Origin of the sequence: Kitasatospora sp. NPDC059646, assembly GCF_042734615.1 — a bacterium.
In the GTDB taxonomy this organism is placed as follows: domain Bacteria; phylum Actinomycetota; class Actinomycetes; order Streptomycetales; family Streptomycetaceae; genus Kitasatospora.
Map to the genome: position 1 here is coordinate 11,434 of NZ_JBHWDS010000025.1, position 14,185 is coordinate 25,618.

Here is a 14,185-nt window from a genome sequence, read left to right on the forward strand (position 1 = left end):
AGTAGTGTGCTGCGCAGCGGTACTACGTACGATGTACTCAGAAAGGGCCTGCCATGAGCGACCCGGTCATTGCCGTTCGCGGCCTGGGCAAGACGTTCGGCGCCACCCGTGCGCTGGACGGGCTCGAACTCGACGTCCCGGAAGGGGCGGTGTGCGGTCTGTTGGGGCCCAACGGGGCCGGCAAGACCACGCTGGTGCGGATCCTCGCCACGCTGGTCCGGCCGGATCGCGGGGAGGCGAGGGTGTGCGGGCACGACGTCGCGCGGGACGCGGCGGCGGTGCGGCGGGTGATCGGCCTGGCCGGGCAGTACGCGGCGGTGGAGGAGGGGATCACCGGCCGGGAGAACCTCGAACTGCTGGGCCGGATGCATCACTTGGGCGGGGCGAAGGCGCGCAGGCGGGCGGCCGAGCTGCTCGCGGAGTTCCGGCTGGAGGAGGCCGCCGACCGCCTGGTGCGCGGCTGGTCGGGCGGCATGCGCCGCCGCCTGGACCTGGCGGCCAGCCTGATCACCCGCCCCCGGGTGCTGTTCCTGGACGAGCCGACCACCGGACTCGACCCCCGCAGCCGGCGCGAGATCTGGTCGGCGGTACGGGAGTTGGCCGCTCGGGGCTCGACCGTGCTGCTCACCACCCAGTACCTGGACGAGGCCGACCGGCTGGCCGACCGGATCACCGTGCTGGAGCGCGGGCGGGCCGTCGCCGACGACACTCCGCAGCGGTTGAAGGCGGCGATCGGCACCCTGGTCGAAGTGACCCTCCCCGAGGACGCGGACCTGGACCGGGCCCGCGCCGTGCTGGCCGTGCTCACCGGCGGCGCACCCGCCGTCGACGCCGAGCGGCTCCGCGTCAGCGCCGTCTCCGACCCGGCCCGGCCGCTCGTCCTGCCGTCCCTGGTACGGGAGTTGGACGCCGCCGGGGTGGTCGCCCGGGACGTGGCGCTGCGCACCCCCTCACTGGACGACGTGTTCCTCGCGCTGACCGGCGCGGGCACTGCCGAGAAGACGGAGACCGCCGCATGAGCGTGACGACGATGCCCGTGGACGCCGCCGCCTCCGCCCGCCGGATCCTGCTGGTGTACCGGCACTCGCCCGGGCTGCTGCTCTCCTCGCTCGCGGTGCCGGTCGCAATGGTCGGCGTGTTCGGCTACGTGTTCGGCAGTGCGATGAACGTGCCGGGCGGCGGTGACTACCGGGAGTTCCTGATGCCCGGACTGTTCGCGATGGTCGCGCTGAACGCCGTGATGCCGGCCATGGTCGGCGGTGCCCGGGACGCCGGACGGGGCGTCACCGACCGGCTGCGGTCGATGTCGGTGTCCCGGCTCGGGCTGCTCACCGGGCAGGCGCTGGCCGACCTGCTGGTGGCGGCCGTCGTCCTGGTGCCGACCGCACTGGTCGGGCTCGCGGCGGGCTGGCGGATCCGGCACGGGCTGGGCCCCGCACTCGGCGCGTTCGGACTGCTGCTGCTGTTCCGGTTCGCCTGCGGCTGGCTCGGTACGGCGCTCGGTCTGGCGGTCGGCAAGGAGGAGACGGCCGGTCAACTCGCCGTCCTGGCCATTCCGTTGTCCATGCTGACCAGTGCGTTCGTGCCGACAGGCGGAATGCCCGGCTGGCTGGCCGCGGTCGCCGAGTGGAACCCGGTGAGCGCCGTGGTCGAGGCCGGCCGGCAGCTGTTCGGCAACCCGTCCGCGCCCGGCGCCGCCTGGCCCGCGCAGCACCCGGTGGCCGCCGCGCTCGGCTGGTGCGCCGTGCTGCTGCTCGTCGCGGTGCCGCTGGCGGTGCGGAACTTCGCCCGCTCCGGACGCTGACCCGCCGTCAACCCGGCGGCGGGCCTCGCCTACTGGACATCCGGACCGGTGCGGCGGAGGGTGGGCGCCATGGAGTACACCCACCTCGGCCGTACCGGCCTGTCCGTGTCCCGGCTGTGCCTGGGCACCATGAACTTCGGCGTGCACACCGAAGAGGCGGACGCGCACCGGATCATGGACGCCGCGCACGGGCACGGCATCAACTTCTTCGACACCGCCAACGTCTACGGCTGGGGCGAGAACAAGGGCCTCACCGAGACGATCATCGGCAACTGGTTCGCCAAGGGCGGCGGCCGGCGCGAGAAGACCGTGATCGCCACCAAGCTCTACGGCGACATGGGCGACTGGCCCAACGAGGGCCGGCTCTCCGCGCTCAACATCCGCCGCGCCGTCGACGCCAGCCTGCGTCGCCTGCAGACCGACCACATCGACCTCTACCAGATGCACCACATCGACCGGGCGACCCCCTGGGACGAGATCTGGCAGGCGATGGAGGTGCTCACCCTCCAGGGCAAGATCGTCTACGTCGGGTCGTCCAACTTCGCCGGCTGGCACCTCGCCCAGGCCCAGGAGGCCGCGAAGGCCCGCCACTTCCTCGGCCTGACCAGCGAGCAGTCGCTCTACAACCTGCTCGAACGCAGCGTCGAACTGGAGGTCGCGCCCGCCGCCCAGCACTACGGCCTCGGCCTGATCGCCTGGTCGCCGCTGCACGGCGGCCTGCTCGGCGGCGTGCTGCGCAAGGAGCGCGAGGGCGTGCGCCGCGCCCAGGGCCGGGCCGTCGACACGCTGAACGAGCGCCGCGAGCAGATCCAGGCCTACGAGGACCTGTGCGAGGAGCTCGGCCACCGGCCCGGCGACGTCGCGCTCGCCTGGCTGCGCAGCCGCCCCGCCGTCACCGCGCCGATCGTCGGCCCCCGCACCGAGGAGCAACTGACCGCCGCCGTCGCCTCGTTGGACGTCGAGCTGGACGCGAAGACGCTGGAGCGGCTGGACGAGATCTTCCCCGGCCACCGCACCGCGCCGGAGGACTACGCCTGGTGAGCCCCGGGGCGCGGCCGCCGCGGGACGGTCAGAACCAGACCGTGCAGCCGCGCCCCTCCAGCCGTTCCACCAGTCGCGGATCCGGTGCGGACGGCACCCACCGCAGGTCCAGCTTCTCCAGCCCGGGCAGCTCGGCCAGCCAGTCCGGCAGCGAGGCCAACGGGCAGCCGCGCAGGTCGAGTTCGCGCAGTCGCGGCAGCACGGCCAGCGAATCCGGCAGCGCGGCCAGGGCGTTGTCGCGCAGCTCCAGGCAGCGCAGCTCGCGCAGCGACCCGAGCGAATCCGGCAGCGCCGTCAGGGAGTTGCCCTGCAGGCGCAGCTCGCGCAGCCGGCTCAGGGCGCCGACGGTCTCCGGCAGCCGCTTCAATCCGCAGTTCTGCGCCCGGAGTTCCACGAGCGAGGCCAAGTCGCCGATGGTGTCCGGAAGTTCGGTGAGCGGGTTGTCGCCGACGTTCAGGTAGCGCAGGCGGCGCAGGCGGCCGAGGGAGGCCGGCAGGGCGGTGAGGCGGTTGTCGTGCAGGTAGAGGAAGCCGGAGAGCCCGGTCAGGTCGCCGATCCGGTCGGGGACGGCGGCGAGCGCGTTGTGGCCGAGGTCCAGGGTGCGCAGTGCGGTGAAGTCGCCGATGGCGCTCGGGAGTTCGTTCAGCCGGTTGTCGGCCAGGATCAGCACCTCGGCGTCGGTGCGCTGCCACACGTGCTCCGGCACGGTGGCGAGGTCGGCCCGCCAGAGGCTGACCACCGGTCCGGTTCCGTCCATGGTGTGCTCCGTTCGCCGGGGAAGACGGCGATCATCGCACAGCGGGGCCCGGTGCGGAGCCCGGTCCGGCGGGGGCGCGGGTGAGCAGGTAGGCGTCGCCGGAGTCGGGGTCGCCGACGAAGGCGAACAGCTGCAACTCCCGCTGCCGGTCGCGCTTCACGTGGAAGCGCCAGCGGTAGCCGTCGGGCGCCGGGGCGGGGGAGCGGCGGTCGACGGCGCGGAGCCCGGTGGCGGTGCGGGCGGTGAGGTCGACGACGAGTTCCTGTCCGGCGTCCCGGTCGGTGAGTTCCCAGCGTCCGGTGCCGGACAACTGCCAGCCCTCGTCGAAGTCCCAGTCCTGCCCGTCCAGCCGGTCGATCACGGCGGTGCCGTCCGCCCGGAGGGTCAGCCGGGCCTGCTGCCGGCCCGTCCAGTCGCCGACGGCCTCGGCGGTGGTGGCGTCGTGCAGGCCGGTGCCCTCGTAGTACTGGGTGACGCCGGCGCAGGCGGTCAGCAGCAGGGCCGCCACCGCGAGGGTGGAGGTGCGCGGGTAGTGGCGTCGCATGGTTCGTTCCCCCCGGGTCGGTGCGGGCCCACCCTGCCAGAGAAACTGAACGCGTTCAAGTCTGTGGTGGCGGGCGGCATTGCCGCAGGTGGGGGCGGTGCCGAAGGTGTCGCGCGCGGACGTCCGCGGGATCGGGATGAAAGTACGTCAGGATGACCGGGTGAAGCCGATCAGCCATCCGGTGCCCTACTACTCCCAGTGGGAGTCGCCCGAACTCGTGCCCGACATCCTGGACGGCACGCTGCGCGCCGCGGACGACCCGCTGTGGGAGCGGTCGGGCGCGGCCGACGAGGCCGAGTACGAGTACTGGTCGTGGCGGCTGTGCGGCATGGCCTGCCTGCGGATGGCCCTCGACCACTGGTGGGGCGTCGCCCCGGCGGCGGTGCGGCTCGCCGAGGAGTGCGAACTCGCGGGCGCGTACGTCCGGCGCCCCGACGGGCGGCTCGACGGGCTGATCCACGCGCCGTTCGCCGACTACGCCCGCACCCGCTGGGGCCTGGACGCCCAGGCGGTCAGCCCGCTGCCCGTCCACCGGCTGCCCGAGGAGCTCGCCCGCGGCGTGCTCCCGATGATCTCCGTCCACCCCGGCATCCGGACCCTCGCCGCCGAAGTGCCCCGCCCCGGCGGCCACCTGGTGCTGGCCGTCGGCGCGGACGACGACGCGCTGTACATCCACAACCCGTCCGGCTTCCCCGACGGCTCGCAGCGCGCCGCCCGCGTCCCCTGGGCCGACCTGGACCGGTTCTACGCCGGCCGGGGCGTCCTGCTCGGCCCGCCGCCGTACTGACCCCGGGCCGTCCGGCGGCCGGTGGGGCGGCCGGGCGGCGGCCCGGGGTCGGCGGGCGGCGTGCTGATGGGGCTGATGGGGCCTCAGGAGGCGTTCGGCAGGCCGATCGGCGTGGTGGGCGGAAGGTCGGCGCGACAGAGGGAGGAGATCGGGCGGAGCGCGGCGGCGAGTTCGTCGAGCTCGGAGCGGTGGAAATGCGTCCAGACCCGGGACGCGGCCAGGTCGGTGGCGGCCTCCAGGGCGAGGTGCCGGCGGCGGCCCTCGGTGGTCAGCGAGCCGTCCGGGGCGAGCCACTGACGCTCGATCAGGCGGGCCGTCGCCGCGTCCCACTCGGCGTCGGTCCAGCCGCGGTGCGGCTGCAGGGTCTCCCGGCGGGTGTCCAGCGCGCAGCGCACCACCAGCGCCTCGCAGCCGTCCAGGCCCTCGGCGACCAGCGCCGCCACGTGGCCGTCGCCGCGGTGCTCGCGCAGCACCGTGGTGGCCTGCCACAGCCGGGCCAGCGGACCGTCCGGGCGGGGGAGCGCGGCGTTCGCCGCGGCCAGCACCCGGCCGGCGCAGTCCAGTCCGTCGACGGCGCGTTCCAGCAGTTCCACCGAACGGTCGATCAGATCGGGCTTCACGTCGGTCAGGACCCGGCCGAGTGCGCCCGTCGCGCCGTCCACCCGGGCCTGCAGGGCGAGTTCGGGCGCGGCCCGGTCCCACAGCTCCGGCAGCGCCCGCTCCACCATCTGCGGCGCGAAGTTGAAGAACGCGGCGACCACCGGTGCGGCCTCCACCGCCCCGAGCGGCGCCGACCGGCCGCCGAAGTAGCCGCGCCAGTAGCCGCGCAGGCCCGCCGACTCGTACGCGGCGCGGGCCTCGGGGGAGAAGTAGGTGAGGGCGTGGACGGGTTCGAACAGCCACCAGAGAGCACGGGCGGGGTGGACGACCTGGGTCATCGGACGCCTTTCGGTGAGGGTCGGGCTGCGGGGCCGGCTTGAACTGCCCCGTGAGCCTGCCAGAGCGGATCGGCGGCGGGAAGGGAGTTCATTGCGGGCGTGTGAACAGTTCCGCCGGCCCGGGGTGGCCCGGGGTGGGCCGGCCGGCGGGCAGGCCGGCCGGCGGTCGGTCGCGACGGTCCGCCGGGTGCGGGTGCGGGTGCGGGTGCGGGTGCGGGCCCGGGTGCGGGCGCGGGTGCGGGCGCGGTTCGGCCGGTGCCGGTTCGGGCGGTTCGGGCTCCGGAGGTCGCGGAGGTGCGGGCGCCGGTCACGGTTCGACCGGCGGCATCGCCAGCGGGTTGATCGGCATCCGCGCCCGGCAGATCGCCGCGATCGGCCTCAGCACGGCTGTGAGGCGGTCGAGTTCGGGCTGCGTCAGGCTCTCCCAGACCCGGCCGGCGGCCAGGTCGGTGGTGGTCTCGACGGCCCGGTGGGCGCTCCGGCCGAGCTCGGTGACGGCGCCCTGCGGGGTCAGCAGGCCCCGCTCGGCCAGCCGGGCCGTGGCGGCCTCCCACTCCCGGTCCGTCCATCCGCGCAGCGGCTGCAGCACGGTGCGGTCGGCGTCCAGCGCGCAGTGCAGCACCGGCGCCTCGCAGCCGTCCAGGCCGGCCGCGACCAGCGCCGCCACGTGCCCGTCCCCGCGGTGCTCACGGAGGTCGTTCGCGGCCTGCCACAGCCGCCCGTACCGGTCCGACGGCCGGGGGAGCGCGGTGTTGGCGGCCGCCAACACCCTTCCCGCGCAGTCGAGTCGGGCCACCGCGGCCTCCAGTGCGGTCGCCGCCTCCTCGACCTGCTCGGCGTCCACCGGCGCCAGCAGCCGGGCCAGCACCGCCGCCGAACTGCCGATCCGGGCGGCCAACGCCTGCTCGGGGCTCGCGTGCTTCCACACCTCCGGCAGGGCCGACTCCACCATCCGCGGGGCGAAGCTGAAGAACGCGGCGATCACCTGTGGTGCGTCCACCGCGCCCAGCGGGGCCGAGCGGGCGGCGAAGTAGCCGCGCCAGCTGCCGTCCAGCCCGATCCCCTCGAAGGCCGCGCGGCTCTCCGGCTGAAGGAAGGCGACGGCGTACACCGGCTCGAAGAGCCGCCACAGGGCGCGGGCGGGGTGGACGGGTTCGGACATCGGGAGACCTCCCACGGGGCTGCCTGGTGGACGGGGAACGGCCCGGGTCGGCGGAAGGCCGTCCACGTCCTATGACCACGGCGGAGGCCCCGGTAACCCCCGCCGGGGTGTGATGACGATCACCCGGGGGCGGGGCGCGGAAAACCCGGCGGCCCGGCGCGGGATGATGGGGCCGGGCGCGCGGTTCCGCGGCCCTCCACCCCTCGCACGAAGGCAGTCGGTCATGGCGCAGATCAACCCCAGCATCCTGTCGGCGGACTTCGCCCGCCTCGCCGAGGAGGCCGAGGCGGTGCGCGGCGCGGACTGGCTGCACGTCGACGTGATGGACAACCACTTCGTCCCCAACCTCACCCTCGGCGTGCCGATCGTCGAGTCCCTGGCCCGGGCCACCAGCACTCCGCTCGACTGCCACCTGATGATCGAACAGCCCGACCGCTGGGCCCCCCAGTACGTCGAGGCCGGCGCCGGCTCCGTCACCTTCCACGTGGAGGCCGCCGCCGCACCCGTCCGGCTGGCCCGCGAGATCCGCGCCAAGGGCGCCCGCGCCTCGATGGCGCTCAAGCCCGCCACCCCGATCGAGCCGTACGAGGACCTGCTGCCCGAGCTCGACATGCTGCTGATCATGACCGTGGAGCCCGGCTTCGGCGGTCAGGCGTTCCTCGACATCATGCTGCCCAAGATCCGCCGCACCCGGCAGCTGATCGACAAGCACGGCCTGGACCTGTGGCTCCAGGTCGACGGCGGCGTCGCCCCCGCCACCATCGAGGCCTGCGCCGAGGCCGGCGCCGACGTCTTCGTGGCCGGCTCGGCCGTGTACGGCGCGGCCGACCCCGCCGAGGCGGTGCGTGCACTGCGCGCCCAGGCCGAGACGGCGACCGCCGCGGCCGGGTGGGGCTGCCGCCACTGACGGGCCTCCCCGGCCCGGCCGGGGGGGGTGAAACCGGACCGCCCCCGCCGGGCGTCCCGTGATGCGCCCGGCCTTCCACCGGGCGTTCACGGATGACGGCGAGTCGGCGAGTCACGGAAGACGGCAGGGTGCGAACGACGGCCGGCCGTGGATGACGGCGCGTCACGGGCGAAGCGGAGCAGGGGTGCGGGCGAAGGTGCGGTCAAGCGTGCGGTCGAGCGTGCGGCCGGGGGCGGAAGTCGACGGCGCGGCGGATCGTCCGGGAACGGTGGAAACGGCGGGACGGGTGGGATCGGCGGGGCCGGCGGAAGCGGTAGGACCGGAGCCGGCGGGGCCGGATCGTCCGGGAGCGGCGGGACGGGTGGGGCCGGAAGAGGTGGGGCCGGCGGGGCCGGAAGAGGTGGAAGCGGTAGGACCGGAGCCGGTGGGACCGGCGGGGCCGGCGGGGCCGGCGGGGCCGGCGGCGGAGGGTGGTCCCCGGACGACGGACGTGCCGAGCCTCGGGCGGCGTCGGCTGCTGGGTGCGCTGGCCGTCGCCGTGCTCGGCGCGGGCGCGGTCGGCGGCGCGATGGTGGAGGACGTGCTGCCCGGTGGTGCCCGGCTGCGCCGCGCCCTCGGGCTGACCGGCGTCGACGGCAAGGTGCCCGCCGTGAGCGCCGGGCGGGTGCGCACCGAGACCGAGCGCTCGCGGGCGCGCGGACGCGACGTCCGACTGATCGTCATGGACCCGCCCGGACCCGACCGTTCGGACCTGCCGGTGTGCCTGGCCCTGCACGGGCGGGGCGGCGACGCGACCACCCTCGTCGACCTCGGCGTGCCGCAGTTCCTGGCCCAGGCGGTCGCCGCCGGCGCCGCGCCGTTCCGGGTGGTCGCGGTGGACGGCGGGGACAGTTACTGGCACGCCCGCAGCCCGGCCGACGACCCGATGGCCATGCTCACCGCCGAACTTCCCGGCTGGCTCGCCGCACGTCGACTGGCCGCCCCCAGCGCCGTGCTGGGCATCTCGATGGGCGGGTCGGGAGCCCTCCAGTACGCCCGCGCCCACCAGGGGCGGCTGTCCTCGGTCGCCCTGCTCAGCCCCGCGCTGTTCCGCACCTGGGACGACGCCCGCACCGTCGACGCCTACCGCGACCAGGCCGACTGGCAGGCGCACGAGCCGCTCCAGCACCTCGACGGGCTCGGCCGGGTCGACCGGATCGGCGTCTGGTGCGGCACCGAGGACCCGTTCTGCCCCGCCGCCCGCAAGCTCGCCGGCCCGCCCGCCACCCGCACCTCCTTCCCGCGCGGCGAGCACACCGCCGGGTTCTGGCGGCGCGTCATGCCGGACGCGATCGCGCTGCTCGCGGCCCGCTGACCGCTGCGGCGCGCCCCGGGTTCTGGGGTGCCGTGACGTGGTGGGGTGCCACCGAGACCGTCGGGTGCCGCCGCCGTCGCGGCGGTGCCAGCGACGTGTCGGGGCGGCGCAACCGGGGCGGGCGGGGCGGCGGACCGATACTGGCCGCCATGAGCAACCTCGATCTCAAGCCCGCCCCGGCGGTCTGCGGGCAGCAGGCGGCGACCGGCCCCGTCAAGGACCTGCTGACCGGCCGTCAGGTGCCGCTCGGGGAGTCCACGGTGGTGCGGCGGCTGCTGCCCAGCCTGGGTCGGCGGATGGTCGGCGCCTGGTGCTTCGTCGACCACTACGGTCCCGACGACATCGCCGACGAACCCGGCATGCAGGTGCCGCCGCACCCGCACATGGGCCTGCAGACCGTGAGCTGGCTGCACGAGGGGAGCGTGCTGCACCGGGACAGCCTCGGCAGCCTGCAGACCGTCCGCCCCCGCGAGTTGGGGCTGATGACGTCCGGGCGGGCCATCTCGCACTCCGAGGAGTCGCCCCGCGAGCACGCCCGGTACCTGCACGGCGCCCAGCTGTGGGTGGCCCTGCCGGACGCCCACCGGCACACCGCCCCCGCCTTCGAACACCACCCGGAACTGCCCGTCGTCACCGCGGACGGCCTCACCGCCCGCCTCATCCTCGGCACCCTCGACGGCGCGACCTCCCCCGGCACCACCTACACCCCGCTCACCGGCGCCGACCTCACCCTCCGCGCCGGCGCCGCCCACCGCCTCCCCGTCGAGGAGGGCTTCGAGTACGCGGTCCTCGCCATGTCCGGCAGCGCCGAGGTCGACGGCGTCCCCGTCGAACCCGGCTCGCTGCTCTACCTCGGCTGCGGCCGCCGCGACCTCCCCCTCCGCGCCCGCACCGACGCCACCGTCCTCCTCCTCGGCGGCGAACCCTTCACCGAACGCCTCGTCATGTGGTGGAACTTCATCGGCCGCACCGGCGACGAGATCGCCCGCGCCCGAACCGACTGGGAACACGGCACCCGCTTCGGCGAGGTGCACGGCTACGCCGGCACCCGGCTCCGCGCCCCGGAACTCCCCGCCACCCCGCTGAAGGTTCGGGGCCGAGAGGGCTGACCGGCAGCGGCTCCGGGAGCCCTCCGCCTCGGGCCGGTCGGCCGGACCCTCCGCCGGCCCGGGGGCCGGGTGAGTCGAGGACGGCGCGGAGCCGGTCGGTCGACTGCCACCGCGTCACCGGCCCGTCGACGGGAGTTGGCCGACGCGGTCGACGGCGGCCTTCGCGAGGACCGCCGAGGTGCCGACCACCGTTCCGGCCGGCCCTGCCTCGCCGGCCTCGACGAGGACCGTGCGCTCGCCGAGGAACGCGTACGTGGTCCGGTCGAAGACCCACTGGGTCTGCTGCCCGTGCGCCGTGCGCGCCACGGCGACGCCTTCGCGCCCGGCGGCGTCGACGGCCGAGGCAACCTCCGTGACCCCCGCAATCCGTCCGGCCGCCCGGTAGAGCGCGGCGCTGACCTGCGGCGGCGCCCAGGTCTCGGCCAGCAGGTCGCCGATCGCCGTGAACGCCCGCTGGTCCGGGTCCTGGCCCTCGCCGCGGGTCTGTTCCCTGATCAGCCTCAGCAGGGTGTCCGGGTCGGTGGGCAGCGAGGCGACGTACGCGTTGGTCGGTTCACCGATCGACGGACCGTTCCCGCGCGGGGTGTCGGGCCCGGCGGTCTCCCCCGGCCGGGCGAGGTGGAGGACCGGTCCGTTCTCGCCGAGCCGGGTGTCGGGCGCGCCCTCCTCGCGCAGCAGACCGGGGCGGCTGCCGTCGGCTGACAGCCAGACCTGCCGGGTGTGTACGGGAGCCGTGATCGCGGGACCGCCCGCCGTGCTCCGAGCGGCGTAGGCGACCCTGCTCTCGACGTAGACGAACTGGTCGGCGCGGACCCTCGACTGCTCCGCCCCGGCGGCGGCGAGCGCGGCGCGGTCGAGCAGGCGTACCGCACGGGGGGTGCCGGCGGCGCCGTCCCCGGTCACCGCCGCGCGGTCGTGCCCGGCCGAACCCCCGGGGTCCACCGTCACGACGCCGACGACCGTGAGGGCGCAGGCGAGGGCCGGCACCGCGATCCTGACCGGACGCCGGTACCGGGCCGGGCGCCGGGGGGCGCCGCCCTGCGGTTCGGCGGACCCGGCGGCCCTGCGCAACACCTCCCGTCTCAGCAGCAGTTGACGATCCTCGTCCAGGCCGGGCACCGACGGCGGGGGCAGCAGCTCGGCGAGTTCGCGGCGCTCGTCCTGCGCGGAGGACGGGCACTGCGTATCGCGCCGCGGGGTGGCGTTCATCCGTGGCTCTCCTGGATCGGATGGATCGACTGGATCGACTGGATCGAGTGGATCGGCGGCCGGAGCGCGGGGATGCGGCCCGGTGCGGGCCGGGCGGTGACGGTGGGAGGGGTCCGCCCCTCCGCCTCGGGGCGCTCTCCGGGTCCGGCGCACCGGTGCCGCGCCGACGGGACGCGGGCCCTGGCCCTCGCGTCGGCCTTGGCCCGGGCCCTGGCCTCCGCCTCGGTGAGTTCCCGCAGGCGGGCCCGGGCCCGGGAGAGCCGCGAGCGGACGGTGCCGACCGGCGTGCCGAGCGCCTCGGCCGCGCTCGCGTAGTCCAGCCCGGCCCACACCACGAGGGTGAAGACCTCCCGGTCGCGGCGCCGGAGCCGGGCGAGCGCGCGGTGCGCGGCCTGCAGGTGCTCCACGTCCGCGAGGTGCGCGACCAGGTCGTCGGCGAAGTCCGGGACCGAGCCGCGTTCCGGGAGCCGGGCGAGCGCGAGGTCACGGCGCCGGTGGGCCCGGGCGGTGCGGCGCATGACGTTGGTCGCGATCCCCAGCAGCCACGGGCGCAGCCCGGCGCCGTCGGGGTGCAGCTTCTCCCGGCCCCGCCACGCCTCCAGGAAGGTCGTCGAGACGACGTCCTCGGCCTCCGCCCAGTTGCCCGTCACACGGAGGGCGTAGCGGTACAGCACCTGGGCGTGCTCGTCGTACAGCTCGCCCAGGACGTCGGGATCGCCGCGGCGAAGACGCGTTCTCATGAGTGCTTCCACGCTCTGCACTGCCCGGGCCGCCGCCCGGGTTCCGATGACCTGCGTCACAGGCGTCGCTCCCGGCACGGGGCCGCCCCGCGCCGGATGTGGTCCGGCTCACAGGAACTCCGGAGCCGGTCCGAGCAGTGCAGAGCATGACCACTGCTTCCGCCCCCCGCTCCGTTCCCCGCCGCAGCGCCCTCCGGGCCCTGGCCGTCGCCGTCGCCCTGGCCGGCACCTCGACTCCCGCCCACGGCGGCGCGGCCTTCGCCGCGGAGCCGCGGACGTACACGCTCACGATCAAGCACGTGGACCGCGCCGGCCAACCGGCCGCGAAGTACCGCACCCATGTCGCCGGAGTCTTCGCGGACGGCGGCGAGGAGTTCTTCGAGCAGCAGGACGCCTCCGGCGTCACCACCGTGCGGCTGCCCAAGGGCCGGTACCTGCTGGACAGCACCCTGAGCTCGACCCAGGGGGCGAACGGTACGACCGGGACGGACTGGATCGTCCAGCCGCGCCTCGACCTCGACCGGGACACCACCGTCACCGTCGACGCGCGGACCACCGCCCCCGTCGACGTCCGGCCCGCGGACGGCTCCGCGAGCTTCGTCCACGGTTCGACATTCGTCGAGGTCACCCACAAGGGTGTCACCAGGAGCGGCAACGTCTTCAACGGGTCGCCGAACCTGCGCGTGGCCCACCTCGGACCCGAGACCGAGCCCGGGGCGCTGAAGCAGTGGATCGACGTCAACTGGAAGACCGACACCGTCAACTACGCGCTGGGCCGGACCTTCACCGGCACCCGTGCGCTGACCGGGCTCACCCGGCACTACGCCGCGCAGGAGCTGGCCACCTTGACCGTCCGTAGCGCCGTCGGGCCGGGCAGCACCGGGACCGCGCACTTCAGCCTCCTGCCGACCGACGGAACGGCCCTCGGCGTCTCCCGGTCCATGCCGACACCCGGCACCGCCACCTTCCTCGTCGCACCCGAGCGCGGCACCTGGGACATCCTCTTCACCGTCCCCCGCGCCGACGGCACCCCGCCGAACACCTACACCGCCGACCGCATCGCCGTCCGGGCCGGCGCCACGACCGCCCAGACCTTCGACGGCCCGGTCTTCGGCCCCGCGCTCACCGACCGTCCCGCCGTCTCGCGCGACGGCGACCGCATCACCGCGAACGTCCCGCTGCTCGCCGACGGCGACGGCCACGCACCGTGGAGCCCGTCGTTCGACACGGCGTACACGTCGCTGCACCGCGACGGCGTCCTGGTCGGCGCCTCGTCCGGCGCCCCGGGACGCGGCGAGTTCACCGTGCCCTCGGGCACGGCCTCGTACCGCCTGACCGCCACGGCGACCCGCAGGGCCGCGGCCGGCGCGACCACCCGCGTGAACGCGTCCTGGACCTTCGCCTCGGCCACCACGACCGGGCCGACCGCGCTCCCGGTGAGCGTCGTGCGGTTCGCCCCCGAGCTCGGCCCGGCCGGCACCGCGGCGGGTGGCCGTGCGCTCCGGATTCCGGTCACCGTGCAGGGAGCCGCCGCGGACGGACGCACCCGCTCGCTGACCGTCTCGGCCTCCACCGACGGCGGCGCCTCGTGGACCCGCCTCCCGCTCGAAGCGGGCGCGGTGACGGTCCGGAACCCGTCCGCCGGAACCGGTGTCTCCCTGCGCGCCGAGCTGACCGACGCCGACGGCAACACCCTCGACCAGACCATCACCGACGCCTACCGCACCGAGTGACCCCGTCGGCCGCCCGGGGCCCCGCCGGGAACCGCGGCCTCGTCTGCGCGGCCCCGGAACTTCCCGCCGCCGCGCTGAAGACGCGGCGGACACCCGCGCC

Annotated in this window: 14 protein-coding genes; 8 read left to right on the top strand and 6 right to left on the bottom strand. The window is 75.4% G+C overall.

Annotated features, from left to right (window positions below):
• Positions 1-53: 53 nt before the first annotated feature.
• The 3 genes from ACFV1L_RS19305 (at position 54) to ACFV1L_RS19315 (ending at position 2,845) form a co-directional block, all read left to right on the top strand.
• Entirely contained in the window at positions 54-1,019 is a 966-nt protein-coding gene (locus tag ACFV1L_RS19305; RefSeq protein ID WP_380367322.1) for an ATP-binding cassette domain-containing protein, read from the top strand.
• Positions 1,016-1,804 (top strand): ABC transporter permease, encoded by a 789-nt coding sequence (locus tag ACFV1L_RS19310; RefSeq protein WP_380367324.1) that lies wholly within the window; start codon positions 1,016-1,018, stop codon positions 1,802-1,804. Before ACFV1L_RS19305 ends, ACFV1L_RS19310 begins: the two co-directional genes overlap by 4 nt.
• 69 nt (positions 1,805-1,873) lie before the next feature.
• A complete protein-coding gene (locus ACFV1L_RS19315) occupies positions 1,874-2,845 on the top strand; it encodes an aldo/keto reductase (protein WP_380367326.1) in 972 nt (323 codons plus the stop codon).
• Positions 2,846-2,873: 28 nt separating this feature from the next.
• Here ACFV1L_RS19315 and ACFV1L_RS19320 read toward each other — a convergent pair whose 3' ends face one another.
• Positions 2,874-3,602: a leucine-rich repeat domain-containing protein gene (locus ACFV1L_RS19320; RefSeq protein WP_380367328.1), complete on the bottom strand. Its 729-nt coding sequence runs from the start codon at positions 3,600-3,602 to the stop codon at positions 2,874-2,876.
• A 31-nt stretch (positions 3,603-3,633) separates the two neighbouring features.
• Positions 3,634-4,146 (bottom strand): hypothetical protein, encoded by a 513-nt coding sequence (locus tag ACFV1L_RS19325; protein ID WP_380367330.1) that lies wholly within the window; start codon positions 4,144-4,146, stop codon positions 3,634-3,636.
• A 136-nt stretch (positions 4,147-4,282) separates the two neighbouring features.
• Between ACFV1L_RS19325 and ACFV1L_RS19330 the strand changes: the two genes are divergently transcribed.
• On the top strand, positions 4,283-4,933 hold the full coding sequence (locus ACFV1L_RS19330) for a C39 family peptidase (protein WP_380367332.1): 651 nt from the start codon (positions 4,283-4,285) through the stop codon (positions 4,931-4,933).
• 83 nt (positions 4,934-5,016) lie between these two features.
• Here the strand turns inward: ACFV1L_RS19330 and ACFV1L_RS19335 are convergent, their stop codons facing one another.
• A complete protein-coding gene (locus tag ACFV1L_RS19335) occupies positions 5,017-5,871 on the bottom strand; it encodes a hypothetical protein (protein ID WP_380367334.1) in 855 nt (284 codons plus the stop codon).
• Positions 5,872-6,178: 307 nt separating this feature from the next.
• On the bottom strand, positions 6,179-7,033 hold the full coding sequence (locus tag ACFV1L_RS19340) for a hypothetical protein (RefSeq protein WP_380367335.1): 855 nt from the start codon (positions 7,031-7,033) through the stop codon (positions 6,179-6,181).
• Between the two features lie 223 nt (positions 7,034-7,256).
• Between ACFV1L_RS19340 and rpe the strand changes: the two genes are divergently transcribed.
• The 3 genes from rpe (at position 7,257) to ACFV1L_RS19355 (ending at position 10,403) form a co-directional block, all read left to right on the top strand.
• A complete protein-coding gene (rpe, locus tag ACFV1L_RS19345; protein WP_380367337.1) occupies positions 7,257-7,940 on the top strand; it encodes a ribulose-phosphate 3-epimerase in 684 nt (227 codons plus the stop codon).
• Positions 7,941-8,430: 490 nt separating this feature from the next.
• Entirely contained in the window at positions 8,431-9,294 is an 864-nt protein-coding gene (locus ACFV1L_RS19350) for an alpha/beta hydrolase (protein WP_380367342.1), read from the top strand.
• 149 nt (positions 9,295-9,443) lie between these two features.
• The gene (locus ACFV1L_RS19355; protein ID WP_380367343.1) at positions 9,444-10,403 is read left to right on the top strand and encodes a pirin family protein; all 960 of its coding nucleotides are present in this window, start codon (positions 9,444-9,446) and stop codon (positions 10,401-10,403) included.
• Positions 10,404-10,517: 114 nt separating this feature from the next.
• Here the strand turns inward: ACFV1L_RS19355 and ACFV1L_RS19360 are convergent, their stop codons facing one another.
• Both ACFV1L_RS19360 and ACFV1L_RS19365 read right to left on the bottom strand, forming a co-directional pair.
• Positions 10,518-11,612 (bottom strand): CU044_5270 family protein, encoded by a 1,095-nt coding sequence (locus tag ACFV1L_RS19360; RefSeq protein WP_380367345.1) that lies wholly within the window; start codon positions 11,610-11,612, stop codon positions 10,518-10,520.
• Positions 11,609-12,352: an RNA polymerase sigma factor gene (locus ACFV1L_RS19365; protein ID WP_380367347.1), complete on the bottom strand. Its 744-nt coding sequence runs from the start codon at positions 12,350-12,352 to the stop codon at positions 11,609-11,611. Before ACFV1L_RS19365 ends, ACFV1L_RS19360 begins: the two co-directional genes overlap by 4 nt.
• A gap of 146 nt (positions 12,353-12,498) precedes the next feature.
• Between ACFV1L_RS19365 and ACFV1L_RS19370 the strand changes: the two genes are divergently transcribed.
• Entirely contained in the window at positions 12,499-14,085 is a 1,587-nt protein-coding gene (locus tag ACFV1L_RS19370; RefSeq protein WP_380367349.1) for a serine protease, read from the top strand.
• The last annotated feature ends 100 nt before the right edge of the window (positions 14,086-14,185 follow it).